The organism is Sorangium sp. So ce836, from assembly GCF_028553905.1.
In the GTDB taxonomy this organism is placed as follows: domain Bacteria; phylum Myxococcota_A; class Polyangia; order Polyangiales; family Polyangiaceae; genus Sorangium; species Sorangium cellulosum_D.
Window position 1 is genome coordinate 9054472 of record NZ_CP102233.1, and the last position, 22114, is coordinate 9076585.

16 protein-coding genes are annotated in these 22114 nt (G+C 73.7%); 6 read left to right on the forward strand and 10 right to left on the reverse strand.

Features of this window, described 5'->3' with window-relative positions:
* The first annotated feature begins 656 nt into the window (after nucleotides 1-656).
* The gene (locus tag NQZ70_RS32755; protein WP_129577740.1) at nucleotides 657-3335 is read left to right on the forward strand and encodes a serine/threonine-protein kinase PknK; all 2679 of its coding nucleotides are present in this window, start codon (nucleotides 657-659) and stop codon (nucleotides 3333-3335) included.
* 84 nt (nucleotides 3336-3419) lie between these two features.
* Here the strand turns inward: NQZ70_RS32755 and NQZ70_RS32760 are convergent, their stop codons facing one another.
* Genes NQZ70_RS32760 through NQZ70_RS32780 form a run of 5 tightly spaced genes read right to left on the reverse strand, consistent with a single transcriptional unit; the run spans nucleotide 3420 to nucleotide 7977 of the window.
* Nucleotides 3420-4154, reverse strand: a complete 735-nt coding sequence (locus tag NQZ70_RS32760) for a response regulator (RefSeq protein ID WP_129577741.1) — start codon at nucleotides 4152-4154, stop codon at nucleotides 3420-3422.
* A 29-nt stretch (nucleotides 4155-4183) separates the two neighbouring features.
* Complete coding sequence (locus tag NQZ70_RS32765; protein ID WP_129577742.1) at nucleotides 4184-5719, reverse strand: sensor histidine kinase; 1536 nt, start codon at nucleotides 5717-5719, stop codon at nucleotides 4184-4186.
* The gene (locus NQZ70_RS32770; RefSeq protein ID WP_129577743.1) at nucleotides 5716-6624 is read right to left on the reverse strand and encodes a hypothetical protein; all 909 of its coding nucleotides are present in this window, start codon (nucleotides 6622-6624) and stop codon (nucleotides 5716-5718) included. The genes NQZ70_RS32765 and NQZ70_RS32770 overlap by 4 nt, the downstream gene beginning before the upstream one ends.
* Nucleotides 6621-7352 carry a sensor histidine kinase KdpD gene (locus NQZ70_RS32775; protein ID WP_129577744.1) on the reverse strand — a complete coding sequence of 244 codons (732 nt, stop codon included), beginning with the start codon at nucleotides 7350-7352 and terminating at the stop codon, nucleotides 6621-6623. The genes NQZ70_RS32770 and NQZ70_RS32775 overlap by 4 nt, the downstream gene beginning before the upstream one ends.
* A gap of 40 nt (nucleotides 7353-7392) precedes the next feature.
* Nucleotides 7393-7977 (reverse strand): response regulator, encoded by a 585-nt coding sequence (locus NQZ70_RS32780; RefSeq protein ID WP_129577745.1) that lies wholly within the window; start codon nucleotides 7975-7977, stop codon nucleotides 7393-7395.
* A gap of 623 nt (nucleotides 7978-8600) precedes the next feature.
* On the opposite strand from NQZ70_RS32780, the gene NQZ70_RS32785 reads away from it, so the two are divergent.
* Nucleotides 8601-9638, forward strand: coding sequence for a GDSL-type esterase/lipase family protein (locus tag NQZ70_RS32785; RefSeq protein WP_272826129.1), 1038 nt, complete (start codon nucleotides 8601-8603; stop codon nucleotides 9636-9638).
* A 67-nt stretch (nucleotides 9639-9705) separates the two neighbouring features.
* Here the strand turns inward: NQZ70_RS32785 and NQZ70_RS32790 are convergent, their stop codons facing one another.
* Nucleotides 9706-10539, reverse strand: a complete 834-nt coding sequence (locus tag NQZ70_RS32790) for a hypothetical protein (RefSeq protein ID WP_272826130.1) — start codon at nucleotides 10537-10539, stop codon at nucleotides 9706-9708.
* Nucleotides 10540-11093: 554 nt separating this feature from the next.
* On the opposite strand from NQZ70_RS32790, the gene NQZ70_RS32795 reads away from it, so the two are divergent.
* Nucleotides 11094-15323 carry a TOMM system kinase/cyclase fusion protein gene (locus tag NQZ70_RS32795; RefSeq protein WP_129577748.1) on the forward strand — a complete coding sequence of 1410 codons (4230 nt, stop codon included), beginning with the start codon at nucleotides 11094-11096 and terminating at the stop codon, nucleotides 15321-15323.
* Nucleotides 15324-15435: 112 nt separating this feature from the next.
* On the forward strand, nucleotides 15436-15894 hold the full coding sequence (locus NQZ70_RS32800; RefSeq protein WP_129577749.1) for a BMA_0021/BMA_0022 family TOMM bacteriocin: 459 nt from the start codon (nucleotides 15436-15438) through the stop codon (nucleotides 15892-15894).
* A 1-nt stretch (nucleotide 15895) separates the two neighbouring features.
* Here NQZ70_RS32800 and NQZ70_RS32805 read toward each other — a convergent pair whose 3' ends face one another.
* The gene (locus NQZ70_RS32805) at nucleotides 15896-17068 is read right to left on the reverse strand and encodes an amidohydrolase family protein (RefSeq protein ID WP_129577750.1); all 1173 of its coding nucleotides are present in this window, start codon (nucleotides 17066-17068) and stop codon (nucleotides 15896-15898) included.
* Complete coding sequence (locus NQZ70_RS32810; RefSeq protein ID WP_129577751.1) at nucleotides 17026-17295, reverse strand: hypothetical protein; 270 nt, start codon at nucleotides 17293-17295, stop codon at nucleotides 17026-17028. Before NQZ70_RS32810 ends, NQZ70_RS32805 begins: the two co-directional genes overlap by 43 nt.
* Nucleotides 17296-17551: 256 nt before the next feature.
* Here NQZ70_RS32810 and NQZ70_RS32815 point away from each other — a divergent pair, with 256 nt between their 5' ends.
* The gene (locus NQZ70_RS32815; RefSeq protein ID WP_129577752.1) at nucleotides 17552-19375 is read left to right on the forward strand and encodes a sigma 54-interacting transcriptional regulator; all 1824 of its coding nucleotides are present in this window, start codon (nucleotides 17552-17554) and stop codon (nucleotides 19373-19375) included.
* Nucleotides 19376-19495: 120 nt separating this feature from the next.
* Here the strand turns inward: NQZ70_RS32815 and NQZ70_RS32820 are convergent, their stop codons facing one another.
* Both NQZ70_RS32820 and NQZ70_RS32825 read right to left on the reverse strand, forming a co-directional pair.
* On the reverse strand, nucleotides 19496-20251 hold the full coding sequence (locus tag NQZ70_RS32820) for a sensor histidine kinase KdpD (RefSeq protein ID WP_237244252.1): 756 nt from the start codon (nucleotides 20249-20251) through the stop codon (nucleotides 19496-19498).
* A 278-nt stretch (nucleotides 20252-20529) separates the two neighbouring features.
* On the reverse strand, nucleotides 20530-21018 hold the full coding sequence (locus NQZ70_RS32825; protein ID WP_129577754.1) for a GyrI-like domain-containing protein: 489 nt from the start codon (nucleotides 21016-21018) through the stop codon (nucleotides 20530-20532).
* An 85-nt stretch (nucleotides 21019-21103) separates the two neighbouring features.
* On the opposite strand from NQZ70_RS32825, the gene NQZ70_RS32830 reads away from it, so the two are divergent.
* Nucleotides 21104-21886, forward strand: a complete 783-nt coding sequence (locus NQZ70_RS32830) for a MerR family transcriptional regulator (RefSeq protein WP_129577755.1) — start codon at nucleotides 21104-21106, stop codon at nucleotides 21884-21886.
* Nucleotides 21887-22114 lie beyond the last annotated feature (228 nt).

Here is a 22114-nt window from a genome sequence, read left to right on the forward strand (position 1 = left end):
CACTCGACGCCGAGCGCGGACGTCCCGCGCGCGCACCGGTCGCGACGGCGAGCGCGCGTCGAGGGCGCCCCGTCCGCTCGGCGGCGGCAAATCCTGCGATTGGCGTCGTTTACGTCGTCTACGTCGATCGCCAATGACAGAGGTCTGATGTTGATCAGGCAAGAAAGTCTATTCGGGAACAGACATCATGCAAGGGAAAGCACGGCTTTCCGGTACGAGCCTCTCGATGCCGACGCCATGCGCTCTCGACGTGCGTCCGCGCCTCGGCGTGAGATCTCTCGGTCGGAGGCCGCGAGAACGTCCGTTCGTAGAACAGGCGCGCTCCCGTGGTCACGTCGCCCGCGCTCACGTCGCCCGCGCTCACGTGGATCGCGTGGCCGCTGTCCGGAACGATGATGTCGCCGGCGTCCTGCGCGGCCGGCCTCCGGAGCAGCCGCTGCCGGCCCCGCGGTGCCTCCGCGGGGCCGGCGCAGGCGCCGCCAGCGCGCTCTGGCGAGCAGCGCGCTCTGGCGAGATCCTGCTGCCCCTCGGCCCGCGATACCCTTGATAAGGACACATAACGAAGTCATCCGCGCGCGCGGCGCCGGCTCGACGACACGATTGCGCCGCCGCTCCGCCTTGCCAGGCCCTCGGGTGAGGGTGCATCCTGCCCGCTCATGCTGCCCGGCAGGCTGCTCGACGACCGCTTCGAGCTGGCGGAGGTCGCCGGCTCCGGAGGGATGGGCACGGTCTACCGGGCCCTCGATCGCGCGAGCGGCGAGGTCGTCGCGGTCAAGCTGCTGCGCCGGCTCGACGCGCGCGCCGAGGCGCGCTTCCTCCGCGAGGCCGCGGCGCTGTCCCGGCTCTCGCACCCGCACATCGTGCGGTACGTCACGCACGGCGTGGCGCCGACGGGGGAGCCGTACCTCGCGATGGAGTGGCTCTCCGGCGAGAGCCTCGCGGATCGGCTGTCGCGGCTGGAGCTGCGCGTCGACGAGAGCGTCGCCCTCACCCGGAGGGTGGCGGACGCGCTCGGCGCGGCGCACGCCCGCGGGATCGTGCACCGCGACATCAAGCCGAGCAACCTCTTCCTGGTCGACGGCGCGCTCGATCGGGTCAAGCTGCTCGACTTCGGCATCGCGCTGCTCTCGGACGCCACGTCGCGCCTGACCGGGACGTCGGCGGTGGTGGGCACGCTGGGCTACATGGCCCCGGAGCAGGCGCGGGGCGACCGGGAGGCGCTCGACGGGCGCGCCGACGTCTTCGCGCTCGGCTGCGTGCTGTTCGAGTGCCTCACCGGGCAGCGGGCGTTCCGCGGGCAGCACCTGTCGGTCGTGTGGAAGCTGCTCCTCGAGGACTCGCCGCGGGCGCGGGAGCTGCGGCCCGAGGTGCCCGAGACCCTCGACGCGCTCCTCACGAGGATGCTGGCCAAGGATCCGTCGGAGCGACCCGAGGACGGCGCGGCCGTGGTGCGCTGCGTCGACGCGCTCGGCGCCCTGGAAGGGAGCAGCGCCCCCTCGGCCCTGCCCCCGCCCGCGGCGATCTCCATGCGGGAGAGGCGGCTCGCCTCGGTGGTCGCGGTCCGGTCCGCGCAGCCCTCGTTCTCCGCGACGACCGAGTCCCTGGACGCGCACGCGCCGCCGCCGGGCACGCTCGCCGCGGTGCGCCGCGCGGCCCTGACGCTCGGCGCTCAGGTGGTCGAGCTCGGCGACGGGATCGTGGCGGCCGTCGCGGCGAGCGCGGGCAGCGCGGCCGACCAGGCGGCGCTCGCGGCGCGCTGCGCGCTGCAGGTCCGCGCGCTGCTCCCCGGCGCGGCGGTCGCGCTGGTGACGGCGCGGGGCGAGCCCATGAGGGGATCGCCGTTCGGCGAGGCGCTGGACCAGGCGGCCGCGCTGCTGGACGCGGCCGCCGCGCCCGCCCGCGCGGACGGCCGGCGCGAGGGCGTCCTCGTCGACGCGGCGACGCGGGCCCTGCTCGACGCGCGCTTCGAGGTCGTGGCCGAGGGCGGGCTCGCGCGGCTCGTGGCCGAGCGCGAGATCGGCGAGGGAGCGCGCCAGCTCCTCGGCGGGCCGAGCCCCTACGTCGGGCGCGAGCGGGAGCTGCAGCAGCTGCTCGAGCTCGTCGGCGACAGCTTCACCGAGCGGCGCGCCGCGGCGGCGCTGGTGACCGCGGCGGCGGGCATGGGCAAATCGCGCCTGCGCCGCGAGGCCGTCGACGCGCTGCTCCAGCGTCACCCCGGCGTGGCGCTGAGCGTCGCCCGCGGCGACGCCCTCGGCGGGGGCGCCGCGCTCGCGCTGCTCGCCGGCGCGCTGCGGAGCGCGCTCGGGATCGCCCCCGGCGAGGCGCCGGACGCGCAGCGGGCCAGGCTCGCGCAGGCGCTCGGGTCGCTGCTCGCGGGCGAGGAAGGGCGATGGGCCGCCGCGTTCCTGGGCGAGCTGCTCGGCCTCGCCCCGCCGGACGAGGCGCCGGCGGCGCTGGAGGCCGCGCGGCGCGACCCGGCGCGGATGGCCGAGGAGATCCAGCGCGCGTACGTCGACTACGCGCGGGCGGTGACGGGCGCGCGCCCCATGCTCGTGGTGCTCGAGGATCTCCACGGGGGCGACGCGCCCTCGGTGGGGATCTTCGACCGGGCGCTGCGGGAGCTCGGCGATCGGCCCTACGCGGTGCTCGCCTTCGCCCGGCCCGAGGTCCACGCGCTCTTCCCGCAGCTCTGGGCCGAGCGGGGGCTCTCGGAGCTCCGGCTGCGCGAGCTGCCCGCCCGGGCGGCCGAGCAGCTGGTGCGGAGCGCGCTCGGCGCGTCGCTCGCGCCCGAGGAGGCCTCCGCGCTCGCGCAGCGGGCCGCGGGCAACGCGTTCTGCCTCGAGGAGCTCATCCGGGCCGCGGCGGAGGGGCGCCGCGCGCCGCCGGAGGCGGCGCTGGGGCTCGTGGAGGCGCGCATCGCCGCGCTCGGGCCCGAGGCGCGGCGGCTCCTGCGGGCGGCGAGCGTCTTCGGGGAGGTCTGCTGGGCGGGGGGCGTGCGCGCGCTGCTCGGCGCGCCGGCGCAGGGGCCGAGCGAGCGCGCGGCGTGGGCCGAGCTGCTCGATCGCGAGATCCTCGAGCGCCGGCCGAGCTCGCGGTTCCCGGGCGAGGAGGAGCTCGCCTTCCGCGGCGCGCTCCTGCGGGAGGCGGCGTACGCGATGCTCACCGACCGCGACCGGGAGCTCGGCCACAAGCTCGCCGGCGAGTGGCTGGTCGAGGCCGGCGAGCAGGACCCCGAGGTCCTCGCCGAGCACCTCGCGCGGAGCCGCGAGACCGGGCCGAGGCGCCCGGAGCGGTCGCTCGGGTGGAGCGACCGCCGCGGCAAGGGCGTCGCGTGAGCGCAGGGCGGGACCGGGCCGAGCCGAGCCGACGGCGGCACCTCGGCGAGCCGCTCGCCGGCCGGCAGCCGGCGCCGCGGCGGCTCACCCGGGCGCCGCGTCGCCCCGGGCGCGGGCGATGGTGTGGATGAGCTCGCGCGCGTCGAACGGCTTGCGCAGGCACGTGTACCCGCCCTGGCTCATGATCGCGCCGATCATCTCCGGGACCGAGTGGCCGGTCATGGCGATCACCGTGACGCGCTTCTTCAGCCCCCGCATCTGCGCGCACGTCGCGACGCCGTCCTGATCGGGCATGACGAGATCGAGCACGCAGACGTCGACGCGCCGCTCGAGGACGTGCTGGACCGCGGTCCGCCCGTCGTGGACGGCGTGGGCCGACAGCCCCGCCGCCCGGAGCACCGCGACGATCGAGTCGGCGACCTTCGGGATGTCGTCCACCACGAGGACGTCCGGCGCGTCGACCGCGCGAGCGACGACGCGCGCCAGGTGATCCATCGAGAACGGCTTGTAGATGACGGTGTAGACGCCCTCGGCGATCGCCTCCTCGATGAGCTGCTCGAGCGCGAACGCGGTCATCAGCACGACGGTGAGCTCCGGCTGGATCCGCTTGAGCTCCCGGAACGTCTCGACGCCGTTGAGCCCGGGCATGCGGACGTCGCTGAGCACGAGCGTGAACGCCTGCTGCTCCGCGAGCTCGAGCGCGTGGGCGCCGTCCCTCGCCTCCACCACCTCGTACCCCTCGAGCTCGAGGTTGGCGGCGAGCGTCATGCGCATCCCCTCCTCGTCGTCGACCACGAGCACGCGTTTGACCTGCTGCATGGACCCCTGCATGGCTCGACCCCCCCCTGTCATGTGCCCTGCGCCCCGGAGGGCGCAGCGACGGGCTCCGCGGCCGTCGCGGCCTCGCGCGCCGGCACCCGGACGACGAAAGTCGCGCCGCCGCCGGGCTCGCTCGTCGCCTCGAGCGTGCCGCCGTGCCGGCGGGCGATCCCGGCGCTGATCGCCAGGCCGAGGCCGGTCCCCTTCAGCTTGGTGCTGAAGAGCGGCTCGAAGATGTGCGCGAGCATGTCCGCGGGGATGCCCGTCCCGTTGTCCGCGACCGAGAGCGTCAGCCCGTCGCTCCCCCACGCCGCGGCGACCCGCACGCGCCCCTCGCGCCCGGCCGGGATCGCCTCGGCCGCGTTCTGGATCAGGTTCACGAGCACCTGACGGAACTGGTCCCGGTCGAGCTCCACGACGGGGAACGCGGCGGGTACGTCGTTCTCGACGCGCACGTGCGGCGGGACCTCCACGACCGAGATGGCGTCGTCGACGAGGGGGCCGAGCGCGCACGCCGAGAGCAGCGGCCGCCGCTCGCGCGCGAAGTCGAGCAGGTTGCCGATGATCCGGCTGCACGCCGCGAGCTCCTTGTCGATGATCGAGAGGAACTGCGCGATGCGGGGCTCTCTGCCGAGCTCCGTCGCGGAGAGGCGCTTACCGAGGTAATGGCTCGCGTTGCGGACGGCGCCGAGCGGGTTCCGGAGGTCGTGCCCGACGCTCGCCGCGAGCTGCCCGACCGCCGCGAGCTTCTCCATGCGCAGCCTGACCTCCTGGGCGGCCTGGAGGCTCTGCGCCATGTGGTTGAACGCGGCGCTCAGGCGCCCGAACTCGTGCTCATCGAGCTCGGGGAGGCGCAGCTCGAGATCGCCGTGCGCGATCCGCCGGGAGCCTTCGATCAGCGCGTGGAAGCCGCGATCCATCGCGCGGAGGAGCCTCCCGAGCAGCGCGACCAGGATGACCAGCGCTCCGCCGATCGCCGCCGCCCCGATCGCCGCCACCCGCGCGCGGAGGCGTTGCTCGTCGGCGAGGATCCTGGCGATGTCCCGCTCCGCGTCGTGGACCGCCGCGTTGATGTGCGGGAGGAACCGCTCCTTGTACTCGTCGTCGGAGAGCCGCACGAACATCGCGTGCCGCTCGCCCGCGCGGTCGCCCGCGACGCGGGCGATCCCCGCCGTGCTCGCGACGATGTGATCGAGGCTCTCTCGCATGAAGCGGACGTGGCCGAGCTCCTCCGTCGACTCCTCGTCGCTCTCGCTGATCTCCTCGTCGGCGATCATCCGCCGCTTGAGCGCCTCGATGGCGGCCAGGTCGCGCGCCGCGGCCTCGGCCGCGTCCGCGAGCTCCGCGGTGACGCCGCCGCGGAGCGCGGCCTTCGCCGCCTCGTTCATATAGCGGCTGGCGTCGCTCGCGAGGGTGACGTGCAGCGTCAGATCCTCGTAGGACGCCTCGGCCCGCCGCTGGAAGATCAGCATCTCCGCGATGGTGAAGTAGAACGCTCCCCCGGCGACGAGGACCGCTGCCAGCGCGACGCCGAAGATGGAGGCCAGTCTGGCTCGAATGCTCATGGGGAGCGGCTCCTGCTTCCGTGCTCCAGGGGTTCATCGCCGCCGCCGGCGAGCTCGATCTCCCGCGTGACGAGGAGCAGGAGCCCGACGTCGGGCGTCTCCCCGGCGAGCCCGAGCTCGAGCGCGGCGCCGAGCTCCAGGCCGGGCGCCGGGTGCCAGAGCACGCCGGACGCGAGGGCGAGCGACGCGGCCTCGTCGAGCTCGGCGGCGAGCTCCACGGTCGGCGCCACGGGGCCGACCGGCAGGATCACGGCCAGCGCGACGCCGGGGCTGAGCTCCGCGGCGTCGCGCCGCGCGGCCGGCAGCCGGACCTCCGCCGAGGCGGAGAGGGCCACGTGGACGCCGCCGATCGCCTTGTCGAGGCTCACGAACGGCTCCAGCGCGTAGCCCGTCGGGCCGAGCTCGCGCGCGCCGGCGGGGAGCGCGGCCTCGAGCCCCGCCGACAGCGCGAGCCCGAGCGCCCCGCCGTCGACGAGGTTGACCATCGCCTCCGCGCGGACGGCGCCGAGCCCGGCCGTCGCCCCCCGGTCGTGGCGCACGAGCTCGAGGGGGAGCTCGGCCCCGACCTGGAGGCGATCGGTGATGCCGAGCTCCAGCAGCAGCGGGACGCCGAAGCGGACCCGGCGCCCGTCGCGCTCCCACGCCGGCGCGCTCGTGACCTGCAGCTCGAGCGCCTCCTGCGGGAACGGCGCCTCGCCGAGGAACAGCTCCTCGACCGGGGGCCGCGCCGGCTCCCCCGCGGCCTCGGCCCGCTCCAGCTCCGGCGGCGCGGCCGCCGTCGACGCAGCCAGGAGCAGGCCCAGCGCGCTGCCGGGGCGCGCGCGCCGCGCCCCGGTCGCCGCCGCCGGGTTCCGTGCTGCCGGCGGGCGCCTCGGGCGCCCTCGGGGCGGTCGAACCGCGCTCACGGCGCCGGCTCCGGGCCGGCGCCGCCGGCGTCCGGCGGGGCGGCGAGCGGCAGGTCGATGACCGCCGACGTGCCGCGCGACCGCGGCTCGAGGGCGAGCGCGCCGCGGTAGCGCCGGGCGACCCGCCTCGCGATGTTCAACCCCAGGCCGAAGTGACCCGGCTTCGTCGTGTAGAACGGGCGCAGGAGCGCCTCGCCGTCCACCTCGCCGGTGGAGCCCCCGGCGTCCGTGACCTGGATCAGGTACCGCGCGCCGCTCGCGGCGCCCTGCACCGTGACCACGCCGTCCTCTGGCGTCGACTCCACGGCGTTCTCGATCAGGCACCTCACCGCGACCGCGAGCTCGATCGGGTCCGCCTCGACGTCGCCGTCCTCGGCCGAGAGCTCGACGCGGGCCCCGGACGCGCCGATGCGCGCGCACGCCGCCGCGCGCCGCACGCAATCGGCCGCGCTCACGCGCGCGCTCCGGCGGGTGAAGAGCCGCGCGGCGTCGACCGACTCGTCGAGCCGCGCGCTCGCCGCGATCACCTCCTCGTCGATGATCCCGAAGAACTCCGCGATCCTCGGATCCGCCGAGTAGGCCGCGTCTCCCGCGACCTTTCGTTTGATGTAGAACGACGCGTTGCGGACGATGGCGAAGCGGTTGCGCAGGTCGTGGCGCAGCACGGACAGGATCTCGTCCGCGACCGCGGCCTGCTCTGCTGCGCCCAGGGGATCCCAGCTGATCATACGGCTCCTCGTCCCTTCGCCCGCGCCGCCGCGCGCGACCTCATCGGCAAGAGCGCCCCGGGGCGCCGGGCGCCGCGGGGTCGGCCCTCGTGAGCTCCGGCCCGCGCGCCGTGGACCCGGCCGCCGCGCGGGCGCCGAGCCTCGAGGTGGGGGGCGCGGGCGCGGAGTCCGGCGGCGAGCCGGCGTCGGGAGCCTCGCAGGAGACCATCTCGCCCCCGGCGGCCGCCCCCGTCAGGCCCGACGATCCGAGGGAGTCGGTCATCGAGTGGACCGACCGCTTCATCTCGGCGAGGCGCGAGAGCTGCAGCACGATCCCGATGAGGCGGTCCGGGTCGAACGGCTTCAGGATGACATAGTTGTGGCTGCCGCTCATGGAGCGGATGTACTCGTCGGCCCCGGTGACGAGGAGACAGCTCGTGTACACGGACATGTCCGACACCCGCCGGAGCAGCTCGTCTCCCTTCATTCCAGGCATCAAGAAGTCGGAGCAGACGAGGTGGAACCGCCTCGCCTCGAGCAGCTTCAGCGCGTGCTCTGCCGACGAGCAGGTCACGACGTCCACGTCCGCCGACAGGACCGCGGCGATGCTGCGCAGCGCCCGCTCGTCGTCGTCGACGACGAGCACTCGATACCTTCGTCGTGAGACGAGATAGACGTCGCTCTCGTCTTGCCCTTGCGAGAGTGTGCGATGAGCTCGTAGAGACATGGGCACAACTACCGTCTCCTCTGGCTATCGCGCGGCGGAGCCTCGTACCGCTGCGTCGCTGGCGTACGAGAGCGCGCTTGGGTGATTCCTGCTGTCCCGTGCGACGCCCCCCCTTCGGCCAGCGTCACCTCTTCGTAAAGCTACGTGACAAATTCCGCGTCAGTCAACGGCATAATACTGCCGTCTACGGCTCGTGGCGAAGAGTGGATTTCCGTTCGGAGCGCCAACGACTTCATCCGTTCACGTCCGTTTACGTCCGTTTACGTCCGTACACCGCCGTGCGTCGGGAACGAACCCTTGTGCTCGCGATGTCTGTTCACGTCTCTTCACCTCGTCTCTCCCCGCAGCGCAACCGTTCGTCCGTTGCGAGGGGCGGCCGCGGAGCGCCGGCGCTCGCACGGGCTCGATTCCGATATTGCTTCAAAAATGCGGCAACGACGCCCCCGGAGCGCGCCTCGGTGGGCAGGTCCGAGGAAAAAGCGCCCATCCGTGATTGATTGGAGGGCGTCCCGGACACAGGGATGCAGGAGGAAGGCATGTTCATGCACTTGGACTTACGATATGCCGCCCGTCGGCGGGTGGCCCGCGCGTCGGGGGTCGCGCTGCTCGCCCTGGCCTGTTGCACGGATGCGGAGGGCTCCGGCGGCGACACCGGCGCGGGGACGGGGGGAGCGGGCGGCGGCCCGCCGCCGGGAGCGAGCAGCGCGAGCGCGGGCGCCGGGAGCACGGCGGCGTCGTCGGGCGCTGCTGGCGGCGCCGGCACCGGCGGCGGCGCGCCCGACGGCGCGGGGGGCTCGGGCGGCGCCCCCGGAGGCGGCGGCGCCGGGTCCGGCGGGATGGAGCCGCTGCAGGACGTCACGATCTGGATCGCGGGCGACTCCACGGTCGCCAACGGGCAAACCCCTTGCCCGGCGGGCTGGGGCGGCCAGATCGCGGCGCTCTTCGACGAGCGGGTCACCGTGGTGAACAGCGCGGTCGGCGGCCGCAGCGTGCGCACGTGGCTCTACCACGTGCAGAGCACCATGGACAGCACGGGAGAGTGCGCGCTCGAGCGCGACGCGAGCGGCGAGCCCGTGCTGCAGGACAGGTGGGTTCAGATGCTCGGCGGCATGAAGGCGGGCGACTATCTATTCATCCAGTTCGGCATCAACGACGGATCGCGCACGTGCGATCGGCACGTGGGGCTCGACGCCTTCAAGAGCAGCTACGGGATGATGGCTCGCGCCGCGCAGGAGCGGGGCGCGCAGCCCGTGTTCGTGACGCCCGTGAGCGCGATCGCCTGCAGCGGCAGCACGGCCCGGGGGACGCGCGGGGAGTACGTGACCGCGACCCACGAGGCGGGCAAAGAGCACGGCGCGCCGGTGATCGATCTCCACGAGCACAGCGTCGCGCTCTACAACGAGCTCGGCTTCTGCCCGGTCCCCGGGGGAGACGTGAGCGCGACGACCGGAGGGCCCGTCGGCGAGTTCTTCTGCGATGATCACACGCACTTCTCGCGCTCCGGCGCGGAGCGGATCGCCAGGGTGGTCGCCGACGCCATCCGCGATCAGGGGCTCGGGCTGGCCGCGTACCTCCGGTGAATCGGCGCCGGCGCGCCGCAGCGCGCCGAGGCGCCCCCGCGCCGCGCGGACCGCGGCGCGGGGGGCCTCAGTAGCCGATGTCCTCGCGGATGGCGATCACCATCTTGCAATGGTTCACGAGATCGTCCGTCGTCTCGACCTCGCTCGTGTAATTGAGACCGTACGGCCAGAAATGCTGGTTGTCCGCGTGCACGGCGTCGCTCTCGTTCCCCGTGATCGCCCTGAGCTGGCTCGTCGCCGCCTCGCCCGTGAAGACGCCGTCCCTCACCATCGCCCCGAACTCGAAGCTGCCGACCCCCAGGGTGTGGGAGATCTCGTGCATGGCGGTGATGTAGTTCATGGAGCTGAGCGCGCCGAACCGGATGGATCCGTTGACGTTGCCGTCGGCCGTCGCGACCGAGGGCACGTAGGACACCGACAGGCGCTTCTCGATGCTCGTGTAACAGTTGTAGTGCGACAGCGCCTCATCCATGGCGCTCGTGATCATGGCATACGCGGACTGCTGCTCTGCGGTCGGCGCGGGGGCCATCGCGAGCGTGTAGGTGATCCCGCCCATCCCCACGCAGCCGGCCCCAGCGCCGCCCTCGCCCCCGCCCGCGCCGCCCGTGCCCGCGCCGCCCGTGCCCGCGCCGCCCGTGCCCGCGCCGCCCGTGCCCGTGCCCGCGCCGCCCGTGCCCGTGCCCGCGCCGCCGCCCCCGTCCGCGCCGCCTCCCGCGCCGCCGTCCCCGCCCGCGCCGCTGCTGGCCGAGGTCTGCCCGACGGACGCCGCCGCGTCGCCGCTCCCGCTCGCGACGGCGCTGCCGCCGGCGGCCCCAGGGCCGTCGCCCGATCCCGAGCACGCGATCGGAAGAGCCGCCGCGAACGCGAGCAAAACGATGTTCGTCGCCAGTTGCCTCAGCATGTCTCGCACTCCTTCAAGGAACCTCGCGCCGTCGCTCACCGGCCGCGGGGCGCTCGCGGCGCACCTCGCGACGGGTCGCCGGCGGAGCCGGCGCCATCGCCCTCTCACCGGCGGCGTCAGGGGTCAATTCGCTGCTGATCGAAGCGGTGGAGTCGATAGCTCCAGCAGAACATTCTAGCGACCTCGGACAGCGCCGGACGAGCTCCACCGCCGCCGGGCGAGCGGCGCTGCGCGCGCGCTCCGGTCCGCCTCTCCGCCTGCCGCCGCTCGCGATCTCCGCGCCGAAGCGCCGGACGGGCGCGGGCGAGATGCAGAGTTTGTTCAGGAGGCGCGCCGGAACCGGACGGCCATCGACGGACGTCCACGGGTCCACACCTTATATGAGCTACCGTGAACAGCGAGGTCGGCCGTGGGACAGCCGCAACGACGGGGTCGACGGCCGCCGTGCGCCAGCGCCTCATCGACCAGGCGAGCCGCTCGGCGCCGCGCTCCGCGCCTCCCGGGGCGCGCCCGCTCGGCCGGGCTCGCGGCGCCGCCCGGCGGAGGGAGCGGCGATGACCCCGACCGCCTTCGCCCCGGGCGCCGTGTTCCAGGAGCGCTACGAGATCGTCTCCGCGCTGCGGGAGAGCGGGTTCGCCGACGTCTACAAAGGGCGCCAGCTCGCCACCGGGCAGATGGTGGCCATCAAGGTGATGCGACCGGCCCGGGGCGGCAAGCCCGCCGACGTCGCCCGGCGCAGCGCCCGCTTCCACCAGGAGACGCGGTTCTGCGCGCAGCTCCATCACCCCAACATCGTCCGGCTCATCGACGCCGGCCAGACGGACGAGGGCACGCTCTACACCATCTTCGAGTTCGTGCCCGGCAAGAACCTGGCAGAGGTGCTGGCCGAGGAGACCTCCCTCGAGCCGCCCGAGGCGCGGCACCTGATGCTCCAGGTCCTCGACGCGCTCGGCTGCGCCCACGGGCAGAGCGTCGTCCACCGCGACCTCAAGCCCAGCAACATCATGATCGTCTCCACCGGCGCGCGGCGCAACGCGCTGGTGCTCGACTTCGGCATCGGCGCGCTCATCGCCGGCGCCATGGAGGGCATCGACGCGAAGCTCACCCCGAGCAACGAGATCCTCTGCACGCCCGCCTACGCGGCGCCGGAGCAGCTCCTCGGACAGCCGGTGAGCGTGCGATCGGACCTGTACGCCTGGGGGCTCGTCTTCCTGGAGTGCCTCACCGGGCGGCCAGCGATCGCCGGCAGATCGATGCAAGAGGTGCTGTTCCGACAGGCCAGCTCCGAGCCGATCCCGATCCCCGCGGCGCTCCTCGGGCACCCGCTCGGCACCCTGCTCAGGCGCGCGACCCTGAAGAACGTGGCCGAGCGCGTCGCCACCGCCTCCGGCCTGCTGCGCGAGCTCGAGGTCTGCGACGTGGAGGGGCTGAGCCGCGAGGATTTCGTGGCGCGCGCGCGAGGGCTGGAGGCGGCGCCGGAGCCGGACCCCGGCGCGCCGGACGAGGCCCGGTGGGGCTACGGCGACAGCGCGACGACGCCGCTCGACCGGCCCCCGCGCGACGGCCGGTCGACGCCCAGCGGCCGCGCGGCGGCCGACACGCTGCCCTCGCCGGCGACGCCCCGGCTGGAGGACACGCCCTCTCCCCTGGACGGGGAGCGCGCCGGCGGCGCCGGGTGCCTCGACGCCGAGCGGCGGCCCCTCACCGTGGTCTGCTGCGCCTTCACGACCTCGGGCCCGGGCCTGAAGGACACCGACGTCGAGGAGATCGACGATCTGCTCGGCGAGCAACAGGACGTCTGCGACGAGATCGCCCGTCGCCACCGCGGGCGCTTCGCCGGCGCGCTGGGCGATCAGATCCTGCTGTATTTCGGCTATCCGTCCGCGCAGGAGGACGACGCCCGACGCGCCGCGCGCGCGGCGCTGGAGATCGCGGAGGACGTCCGCGCGCGCAGCGCGCGCCTCACGGCGACGCGGGGCCTCGCGCTCGAGGTCCGGATCGGGCTCCACACCGGCCTCGTGGTCGCCGGCCAGCCGCAGCGCTACACGCAGCACCTCGGGACGACGCCGAGGATCGCGGCCCGGCTGAGCGCGCTCGCGGCCGCGGGCACGATCGCGGTGAGCGGCGACGCCTTCAGGCTGCTCCGGAGCCGGTTCACGTTCGAGCCGATGGCGTCGCGCGACCTCTCGGGCGCCGACCGGCCGATCGCCATCTACCGCATGGGGCAGGAGATCCCTCGCCCGACGCAGGACCAGGACACCACGGGCCGCGACACGGAGCCGCTGATCGGCCGGAGCCAGGAGCTCGAGCTCCTGCTCCAGCGCTGGAGCCAGGTCCGGCAGGGCATCGGGCAGAGCATCCTCGTCACCGGCGGGCCCGGGATCGGCAAATCCCGCCTCACGTGGGAGCTCGCGCGGCGGCTCCACGGCGACGGCCACAGCTGCCTGGAGTGCCGCTGCACCCCCGACCGGCGCAACAGCGCGCTCCACCCCCTCATCGAGCTGCTCGAGCGGCTGATCGACCCGGGCCGGGACGAGGCGCCGGGGCGCCGGCTCGCCCGGCTCGAGGCGCTCCTGTCCCGCCGCGGCTTCGACCTGGCGGAGACGGTGCCGCTGTTCGCGGCGCTCCTGTCGATCCCCCTCGACGCGCGCTACGCCGCGCCTCAGGACCCGCCGCCGCGGCAGAAGGAGAGGACGCTCAACGCGCTCGTGACCATGCTCTTCGACATGGCCGAGGAGCGGCCCGTCCTGTTCATGGTCGAGGACCTGCATTGGGCCGATCCGACGAGCCTGGAGTGGCTCGGCATGCTGATCGTCGATGTGCCCTCGGCGCGGCTCATGATGCTGCTCACCGCGCGGCCGGAGTTCTCGCCGCCCTGGACGACGTCGGGCATGCTCCAGATCCAGCTCGGCCGCCTCGATCGAGAGCACGTCGAGCACATGGTCGCGCGGCTCGCCGGCGGCCGCTCGCTGCCCGAGCCGCTGCTGGAGCAGGTGGTCGACCGGACCGACGGCGTCCCCCTCTTCGTCGAGGAGCTGACGCGGATGGTGCTCGAGTCCGGGGCCCTCGTCGACGAGGGGGACCACTACACGCTCTCCGAGCCGATCTCGAAGCTGGCGATCCCCTCGACGCTGCGAGCCCTCTTGATGGCGCGCCTCGACCGGCTCGGCAGGGCGAAGGAGACCGCCCGCGTCGCCGCGGTGCTCGGGCGGGAGTTCAGCCTGGAGGTGCTGAGCGCCGTGACCACGCTCGACGGCGAGCTCGTGCAGGAGGATCTCGATCGGCTGATGGCCGCGGACCTCATCCACAGGAAGCGCCGGCTGAACAACCCGACGTACCTGTTCAAGCACGTGCTCATCCGGGACGCGGCCTACGAGTCGCTCTCGAAGCGGAGCCGGCGGAGGCTGCACGCCTGCGTGGCCCGGGCGATGGAGGAGCGCTTCCCCGAGCTCGTCGCGGCGCGGCCCGATCTGCTCGCGCACCACCACGCCGCCGCCGAGCAGAAGCAGCAAGCGATCGCCTACGCGGAGATCGCGGCGGAGCGCGCGCTGAAGCGGCCGGCGAACGCCGACGACACCGAGGCCATCGGCCACGTGACGCAGGCGCTCGGCTGGCTCCCGGCCATCGCCGACGACCGGGAGCGCGCGCTCGCCGAGCTGCGGCTGAACAGCCTGCTGATCATGGCGCTCCTCGACCGCCTCGGGTACATGCCCCGGGAGCTCGAGGCGGCGGTGAAGCGCTGCGAGGAGCTGATCGACGCGTTCGGGGACAGCCCCATGACCGCGCCGACGCTGTGGGCGATGTTCTGGTACCACAACTTCCGGAGCCATCGCGGCGAGGCGCGCGCGCTGACGGAGCGGATCCTCGGGATGGCGACGCGATCGCAGGACACCCGCCAGCGGGCCGCGTCCATGGTGGTGCTGGGGAACTGCTTGTTCTTCGAAGGAAAGCTCGCGGAGGCTCGCCCGCACCTCGCGCGCGGCGTCGAGCTCTACGATCCCGCGGATCGGGAGCACGTCTCCCTGTACGGCTTCGATCCGAAGGCCTGCGGCCAGTACACGCTCGCGCTGCTGCTCTACCTGATGGGCTGCCCGGCGCAGGCGTTCGCGCAAGGGGAGGCGGCGGTGGCGTGGGCGCGCGAGCTCGACCACCCGAACACCCTCGGGATGGCGCTGCTCCACCTGGCCGGCGTCCATCACTACGGCCGCCAGCGGGAGAAGGTCGCCGCGCTGACCGACGCCCTCATGCAGCTGACGAGGAGCCATCACCTCTGGTTCAAGGAGCTCTGCTGGGCGCTGCACTCCTGGGCGCAGCGCGACCTCGAGAAGCTGAGGCAGGACGTCGACGCGATCCGGCACACCGGCCAGAAGATGGGATTGCCCTACTGGCTCTCCCTCGTGGCGGAGCTCGAGGCCGAGCGCGGGCAGCACGAGGCCGCGATCGAGCGGCTCGCGGGCTGCTTGCTGCTCGCCGCGGAGCTGGGCGACGTCTACTACGTCCCGGAGCTTTACCGCCTGAAGGCGCTGTCGCTCCGCGCTTTGGGCGGAGGCGCGGAGCAGGAGAGCGAGCGCTGCCTGCGGCAATCGATCGCGATCGCGCGCGAGCAGGGCGCGCGGACGATCGAGCTGCGCTCGACGCTCTCGCTCTGTCGGCTCCTCGCGCGGCAGGGCCGGCGCGACGAGGCGCGCGCCCTGCTCCGGGAGAGCGGCAACTGGCCCGCCGAGTGCGCCGATCTGCCCGAGTTCGCGGAGGCGCGAGCGCTGCACCAGGAGCTCGACGGTTGAGCTGCCGCCGCGCCCTCTCGAGCGCCCTCGAATCCCGCGCAGGGGGCTCGACGGCGCGGGGCGGCGGCTCCATGTGCCATGCGTGCCAGAAGCGTCCGCCATGGAGATAGCCATGTTTTCCCGTCAGCCCTCCCAATACCCGCCTGGGACGTCGAAGACCGAGAGCACTCCCGCGCAGCTCGACGGCGCACCCGCCGAGGCGCGTGCCGGAGGCGAGCGAGGCGCGGCGGAGGACGTGCTCCAGGAGCTGGAGTCGGCGTGGCTGCGCGCCGTCGCGCTCAGCTGGGAAGATCCGGCGCAGCTCGCTTGGCTGAAGCGGGATCCGCGGGAGTTCTTGATGGCCTGTTGCGGCTACGCGCTGCCGCCGGGGATCGAGCTCACCGTCCGCGAGGCGCGGGAGCCGGGCGCGCCGAGCGGCGCCGGGTGGCGCTTTTGCGAGCAGCGCAAGGGCTGGGATCTGTCGGCGGGCGTCATCACGCTCCATGTCCCGCCGGCGCCGGAGCTGGTCGATCGCCCCGTCGCGCTGGCCGAGCTCGCGAGCGACGCGCAGCTCTCGGTCCTCATCTGTTGAGTCATCCCTCGAGCCCGTAGAAGCGGGCGGCGTTGTCCCACAGGAGCTTGCGGAGCGCATCGCCGGGGAGCCTGCCGCGGAGCGCGAGCGCGCGCTCCGCCATGCCCGCGTCGTGGTCGATATGGGGGAAGTCCGTCCCGAAGATCGCGCTGCCCTCCCCGAGCCACGGGATCGCCTGCTCCAGGAGCGGCTCGTCCGGCTCGATCTCGACGAAGCACTGGCGGCGGAAATATGCGGACGGCTCGCGGCGGACGTGCGGCGCGACCTCCTCGGCCAGGCCGCGGAACTCGATCTCGTCGAGGCGATAGAGCCAGTAGGGCAGCCACCCGCAGCCGGCCTCGAGGAAGGCCACCCGCAGGCGGGGGTGGCGCTCGAGCACGCCGCCCTCGATCAGCGCGAGCAGCGCCATCATCTGCTCCATCGGGTGCGAGCACGCGTGCAGGGCGAAGCGGCTGTGGAAGCGATCGGCGCCGGCCGCCGGCAGGCAGGCGTGCGCGCCCTCGTGGACGGCGACCGCGATGGAGCGCCGCTCGCACTCGGCCCAGAACGCCTCGTAGGCGGGGTCGCCCAGCGTCCGGCCCGCGACGGGGTTCGGCCGGAGCACGACGGCGCGGAACCCGAGCGCCGCCGCCCGCGCGAGCTCGGGCACCATCTGCGCGGGATCGTGGGGGCTCATCAGCGCGACGCCCCGGAGGCGCCGGGGCTCGTGATCGCAGAAGCCGCGCAGCCAGGTATTGTACGCCCTCGCGAAGGCGCCCGCGAGCGCCGGCTCCAGCGGGGACATGCCGAGGAGCATCAGCGCGAGGGTCGGGTACAGGAAGGCCACGTCGATGCCCTCGCGGTCCATGTCCTCGATGTGCGTCTGGGGCAGCTCCAGGCGGCCGAGCCGCGCGAGCTGCCCTGCGCGCCGGCGGCTGGCCGAGGCGACCGCGCGCCACGTCCGCGCGCTCATCGGGCGATGGATCGGCCGCCCGTCCACCATCGGCTGCGGAGGGAGCGCGAGCAGGCCCTCCGGTCCGGGATACGCTACCCGGTCGGCCAGGGGCTCGCCCTCGCCGACGTACGCGAGGTATGGCGCGTGATCGCGGAGCTCCGGCTCGAGGTGGGTCTGCCACAGATCGAGCGGCTCGGTCACATGACGATCCGCGTCGAGGATGCGATAGCCGTCGCGCATGGGAGGTCTCCTCGGCCGAGCGCGGCCTGGACGCAGAGGGGCACCGGGCTCAGGTCCCCTTCCCGGTTCGCCCGGTCGAGCCACCCGAGGCGGACCGGCGCGTCGTGGAGCCGCACCGGCCCGAAGCGTGGCGGCCGCGGAGCATGGAGCGCTCGCGCTCCGCCGCTCAGGAACACGGTGTCGTTGTCACCGGCGAGCTCGACGCGCAGGTGGTGCTTGAATTGCAAGATGTGTGACTTGAGCGCGACTTGAGCGACTCGAGCGACATGAACACCCGATCCCGGTGAACCATCTGGTGCGCCGCGGCGCGCGGGAGACGCCCGTGGCGGTGCGCAATTCAGCGTCAGCGAGCGCCTGCCCGCGGGCGGGCGGGCTCCGCCCGGTGCGCATAGCGGACGCGCGCGGCGCGGCGCCGGACCCCGGGGCGAGATCTTGTGTGAGAGGGGGGTTAACAGAGTGTCAGTGATTCGCGAGGACAGCGGCATGGAAACGACGCCGCTGTCGAGCAGCTTCATCGATGCGATCCAGCGTGTCAGGCAGGATGACCGGCGCGTGGCCCTGCTCGTGTATCACCGCGACGGCGCCGAGCGCGTGGTGCTGCGGCCGAGCGCGTCGGTCGTCATCGGCCGCGCGCCGCCGTCGCAGGTCCAGATCCGCGACGTCAGCCTCTCGCGCGAGCACGCCCGCTTCACCGTGTCCGGCGACAGCGTCCTCATCGAGGATCTGCGCTCGACCAACGGCACCTGGCTCGGCGGGGCGCGCGTCGCGCGCGGCGAGGCGAAGCCGGGTGACGAGGTGATCCTCGGCAAGGTGGTCGTCGCCGTCCGCTCGATCACGGCGGCCGAGGGCGAGCTGCCGGGCCTGATGAGCCACGAGCAGCTCCGCGTCGCCCTCGAGGAGGAGGTGAGGCGCGCGCGGTTCTTCGGGCGGAGCTTCGCCATCGTCATGGCCCGGCCCGCGCGCCAGCAGGGCGGTCACGTGAGCCACCTGTTCCCGCGCGTGCGGGCGCTGCTGCGCCCCGTGGACCGGATCGCCCTGTACAGCTCCGACGTGGTGGCGGCGCTGCTCCCCGAGGCCGGGGCCGACGCGGCGCTCGATGTGGCGCGCGCGCTCGCCGCGCCGGGCGCGGACGGGGCGCCGGTCGTGCTCTCGGGCTTCGCGATGTTCCCCGACGCGGGGACCGTGGCGGAGGACCTGCTCTATCGATGCTGGAACGCGGTGCGCAGCGCGACGGAGGATCAGCCCGTGCGGTCGGCGCCGGGCGGGGCGTGGAAGAGCCACGCGGGCGCCCCGAACACCGATCCCGTCGTCGTGAGCCCCGCGATGCGGCGCGTCTTCGAGATCGTCACGCGGGTCTCGCGATCGTCGATCCCGGTGCTTTTGCTGGGGGAGACGGGGACGGGCAAGGAGGTGGTGGCGCGCGCGATCCACGACCGCGGCCCGCGGAGCGGGAAGCCGATGGTGTGCGTCAACTGCGGGGCGATCCCGCAGCACCTCGTCGAGAGCGCGCTCTTCGGCCACGAGCGCGGCGCGTTCACGGGCGCGTGGCAGCAGCAGCGGGGGGTGTTCGAGGCGGCGGACGGGGGGACGGTCTTCCTCGACGAGATCGGCGAGCTGCCGGCCTCGGCGCAGGCCGCGCTCCTGCGCGTCCTGGAGACCCGGCAGGTGACCCGTGTCGGCTCGAACAAGCCGATCGACGTCGACGCGCGCGTGATCGCGGCGACCCACCGCGACATCGAGGCCATGTGCGCGTCCGCCGCGTTCCGCAGCGATCTCCTGTACCGCCTGAACGCGATGACGGTGACGATCCCCCCGCTCCGGGCGCGACCGGAGGACATCGAGCCGCTCGCGCGCCGCTTCCTCGATCAGGCGAACCAGGCGAACGGCCGCTCCATTCGCGGCTTCGACGCCGGGTCGGTCGCGCGCCTCCGGGCATACGCGTGGCCGGGGAACGCGCGGGAGCTGCGGAACGCGATCGAGCGGGCGGTGGTCATCGCCGAGGGCGAGTGGATCGCGGAGGAGGATCTGCCCGAGCGCGCGCGGGCGGCGCCCCCGGCCGCGCCGGCGGTGGACCGCGACCTGCCGTGCGACGGCGAGGAGCTCACGTCCGCGCCGCCGGGCGCCGATTTCCTGAAGGCGCGGCTCCAGCGCTGCGAGGCCGAGTTGATCGTCCAGGCGCTGCGCAAGGCGGGCGGGAACCAGACGGAGGCGGCGCGCGCGCTCGGCATGCCGCTGCGCACGCTCGTCTACAAGCTGAAGGCGCTCGGGATCAAGCGGCTCGGGTACGCGCCGCCCGGCGATCCGTAGCGCGGGACCTGGGCGGCCTGCCGGTCGGGCCGGCCGCCCAGGGCCTCCCGTCGCTGCGCGTTCCGCGCGGCGGGCGCTCGCGGCTCGCGCGCGCGACGCTCGGCTGGCCTTCGGGCGGGGTTAGAGGGGGAGGTCGACGACGAACGTCGAGCCTCGGCCCACGGCGCTCTCGACGCCGATGCGACCGCCGTGGGCGTGCACGATCTCGCGCGCGATGTAGAGCCCGAGCCCGAGGCCACCGAAGTGCTCGACGTCGCCCGCGCGCTCGAAGCACGCGAAGATGCGCTCCTGGTCCTCCTCCGCGATGCCCGTGCCACGGTCGCGGACGAGGAGCTGCGCCCCGCCGGGAGAGGCCTTGACCTCGACGGAGACCGGCCGGTCTTCGCCGAACGTGATGGCGTTCTTGACCAGGTGGAACACGAGTCGCCCGATCTGCTCGCGGTCCCAGAGGCCGACGACGCCCTCGGGCGCGTCGACCGAGATGGCGGCGGACGAGGCGCGGAGCTCGACCGGGAGCCCGGCGACCACCTCCCGGACGAGCGCCACGAGATCGACGCTCTGGCGCTCGGGCGCGAGCTGGCCTGCTCGGAGCGAGATCGCCTGGAGCATGTCGTCGCAGAGCCGGGCGAGCCGGTTGACCTGGCGGCCGACGACCTCGAGCGAGGCGACCCACGTCGACGCGTCCTCTGCCTGCCGCTCGCTCATGCGCTTCATCCGCTGCACCTGCAGCGCGAGCGAGGTCAGCGGCGTCTTTAGCTCATGCGATGCGAGCGTGAGGAACTCGTCCCGGAGGCAGTCCGCTCCGTCGTGCTCGGAGGCGCGAGCGGGCCGGCGTGCGTCGAGGGTTCCAGTGCGCTGCGGGTTCAGAGCGGACATGGCGAGAGCCCCGTTCGAGGATGGAGGGTCGTTCGAGATCGTCTCCTGGACGTCCAAGCATCCGGGATGCCAGGTGCCCACGCCCCGCCGAAGCGTCGTTCGCCCTGGATCCGAGCGAGGGCGCCGTCGAGCGCACGCGATCGCCGCGTCGCGCTCGCGGGTCGTCCACGCCGCGCGTCTCCAAGGTCTACAGGAACGCGCGCCTCGTGGTATGCCGGCGCTTGCGCGATCGAGCAACGCGTGACGCGCAACCGGCGTGACGCGTGGGTTTCGGCGCGTCATCCGTGCAGCGGCTTCCATACGTCGTAGTCGAACCGCTCGTAGGGCGGCGTCACCTTCTGCCGCCGCTCGTCGTACCGCTCGAGGCACCAGGCCTGCGCGTCGACGCGCTTGCCCTGGGCCTCGATCCAGCGCGACAACCCCAGGTAGGCCGCCTCGATGGCCTCCGCGGTCCCCTCGACCCGGGCGACCGCGTAGGTCTGCGCCGGGAGCACCAGCGGCAGCACGCCCTCCGGGAGCGCCCCGCCGGCGCTCACCTCGACGCATACCCAGTAGGTGTAGACGCCGTCGTGGCTCGCCTTCCGGTGGTCGCTCTCCGGGAAGGCGCCGTAAAGCACGCTCCGGTCCACCAGGTGGGGGACGGCGTCGAGGCGGTCGACGAGCTCCAGCCACGCAAGGGGCACCCGGTGGCTGAGCTCACTGCGGCGGCCCACCACCTTGATGCCGGCCAGCCGGAGCTCGTCCCGGGTCACGACGGAAACGTTCATGGGCTCTTCTCCTTGGAAGTCCTTGGAAGCGACGCTCGAACCCTGCACCTTGAACCAGGTTGAAGCTCAAGGAGAAATCCGCCGCATGCTCACGATTTCCCAGTTCGCGGATCGCAGCGGCCTGTCGCCGAGCGCGCTTCGCTTCTATGAGCGCAAGGGCCTCCTGCTGCCGGCCGGCCGGCGCGCGAACGGCTACCGCGCCTATGCGCCCGGGCAGGTGGAGGAAGCCCGCTGCATCAGCAGCCTGCGGGCGGCGGGGATCCCCATCGCGGCGATCCGCGAGTTCCTCCGCCTGAGCGGCCGGGCGCGGGAGACGATGCTCGCGACGTGGCAGCAGGAGATGACGGCCCGCCTGCTGTCGCTCGAGATCGCGGATCAGTACCTGCGGGGGGTGACGTCGTCGCAGCTGCCGATGCACCTCGAGCACTGGAAGGAGCGCTCGGTGCTGGTCTGGTTCCCGGCGACAGCGCCGGAGGGCCCGCTGCCCTTTCGCGCGGACGTGGCGGCGCGCAAGCGGGAGCTGGCGCGCCGGCGCGTTCCGGTCCTGACCAGCGGGTACGTCCGCACGCTCGACCTCAAGGACGGTGAGCTTCATGGCGAGGTCGGGTTCCGGATCCGACCTGGCCGGCGGCTGCCGCCGGGGGCGCGGCGCCAGGACGTACCGCCGACCGTGTTCGCGACCCTGGAGTGCACCGCGCGGGACGAGGAGGCCGCGCACCGCGTGTTCCGCTTGCTGCACGGGCTCGACTTCCGACCCGGGGAGCTCCACCTGGAGCGGTACCTGCCCGGCGCTCCGGACCGCTACCTGCTCATGATGGCCGTCCGGCGCATCCAGCCTTCCGGCAGCGACGGCGGGCGGCCGCGCTGACCTCCGGGCGGCCGCGCTGACCTCCGGGCGGCCGCGCTGACCTCCGGGCGTCCGCGCTGACCTCCGGGCGGCCGCGCTGACCTCAACCACGGTGGAGCGATCAACCACGGCGCTGACCTCAACCACGGTGGAGCGGCCAACCACAGCGCTGACCTCAACCACGGTGGAGCGGTCGTCCGTCCGCCGCCGCAAGAGGCGGGGCCACGAGCGCGTGTCGGCCACGCCGCA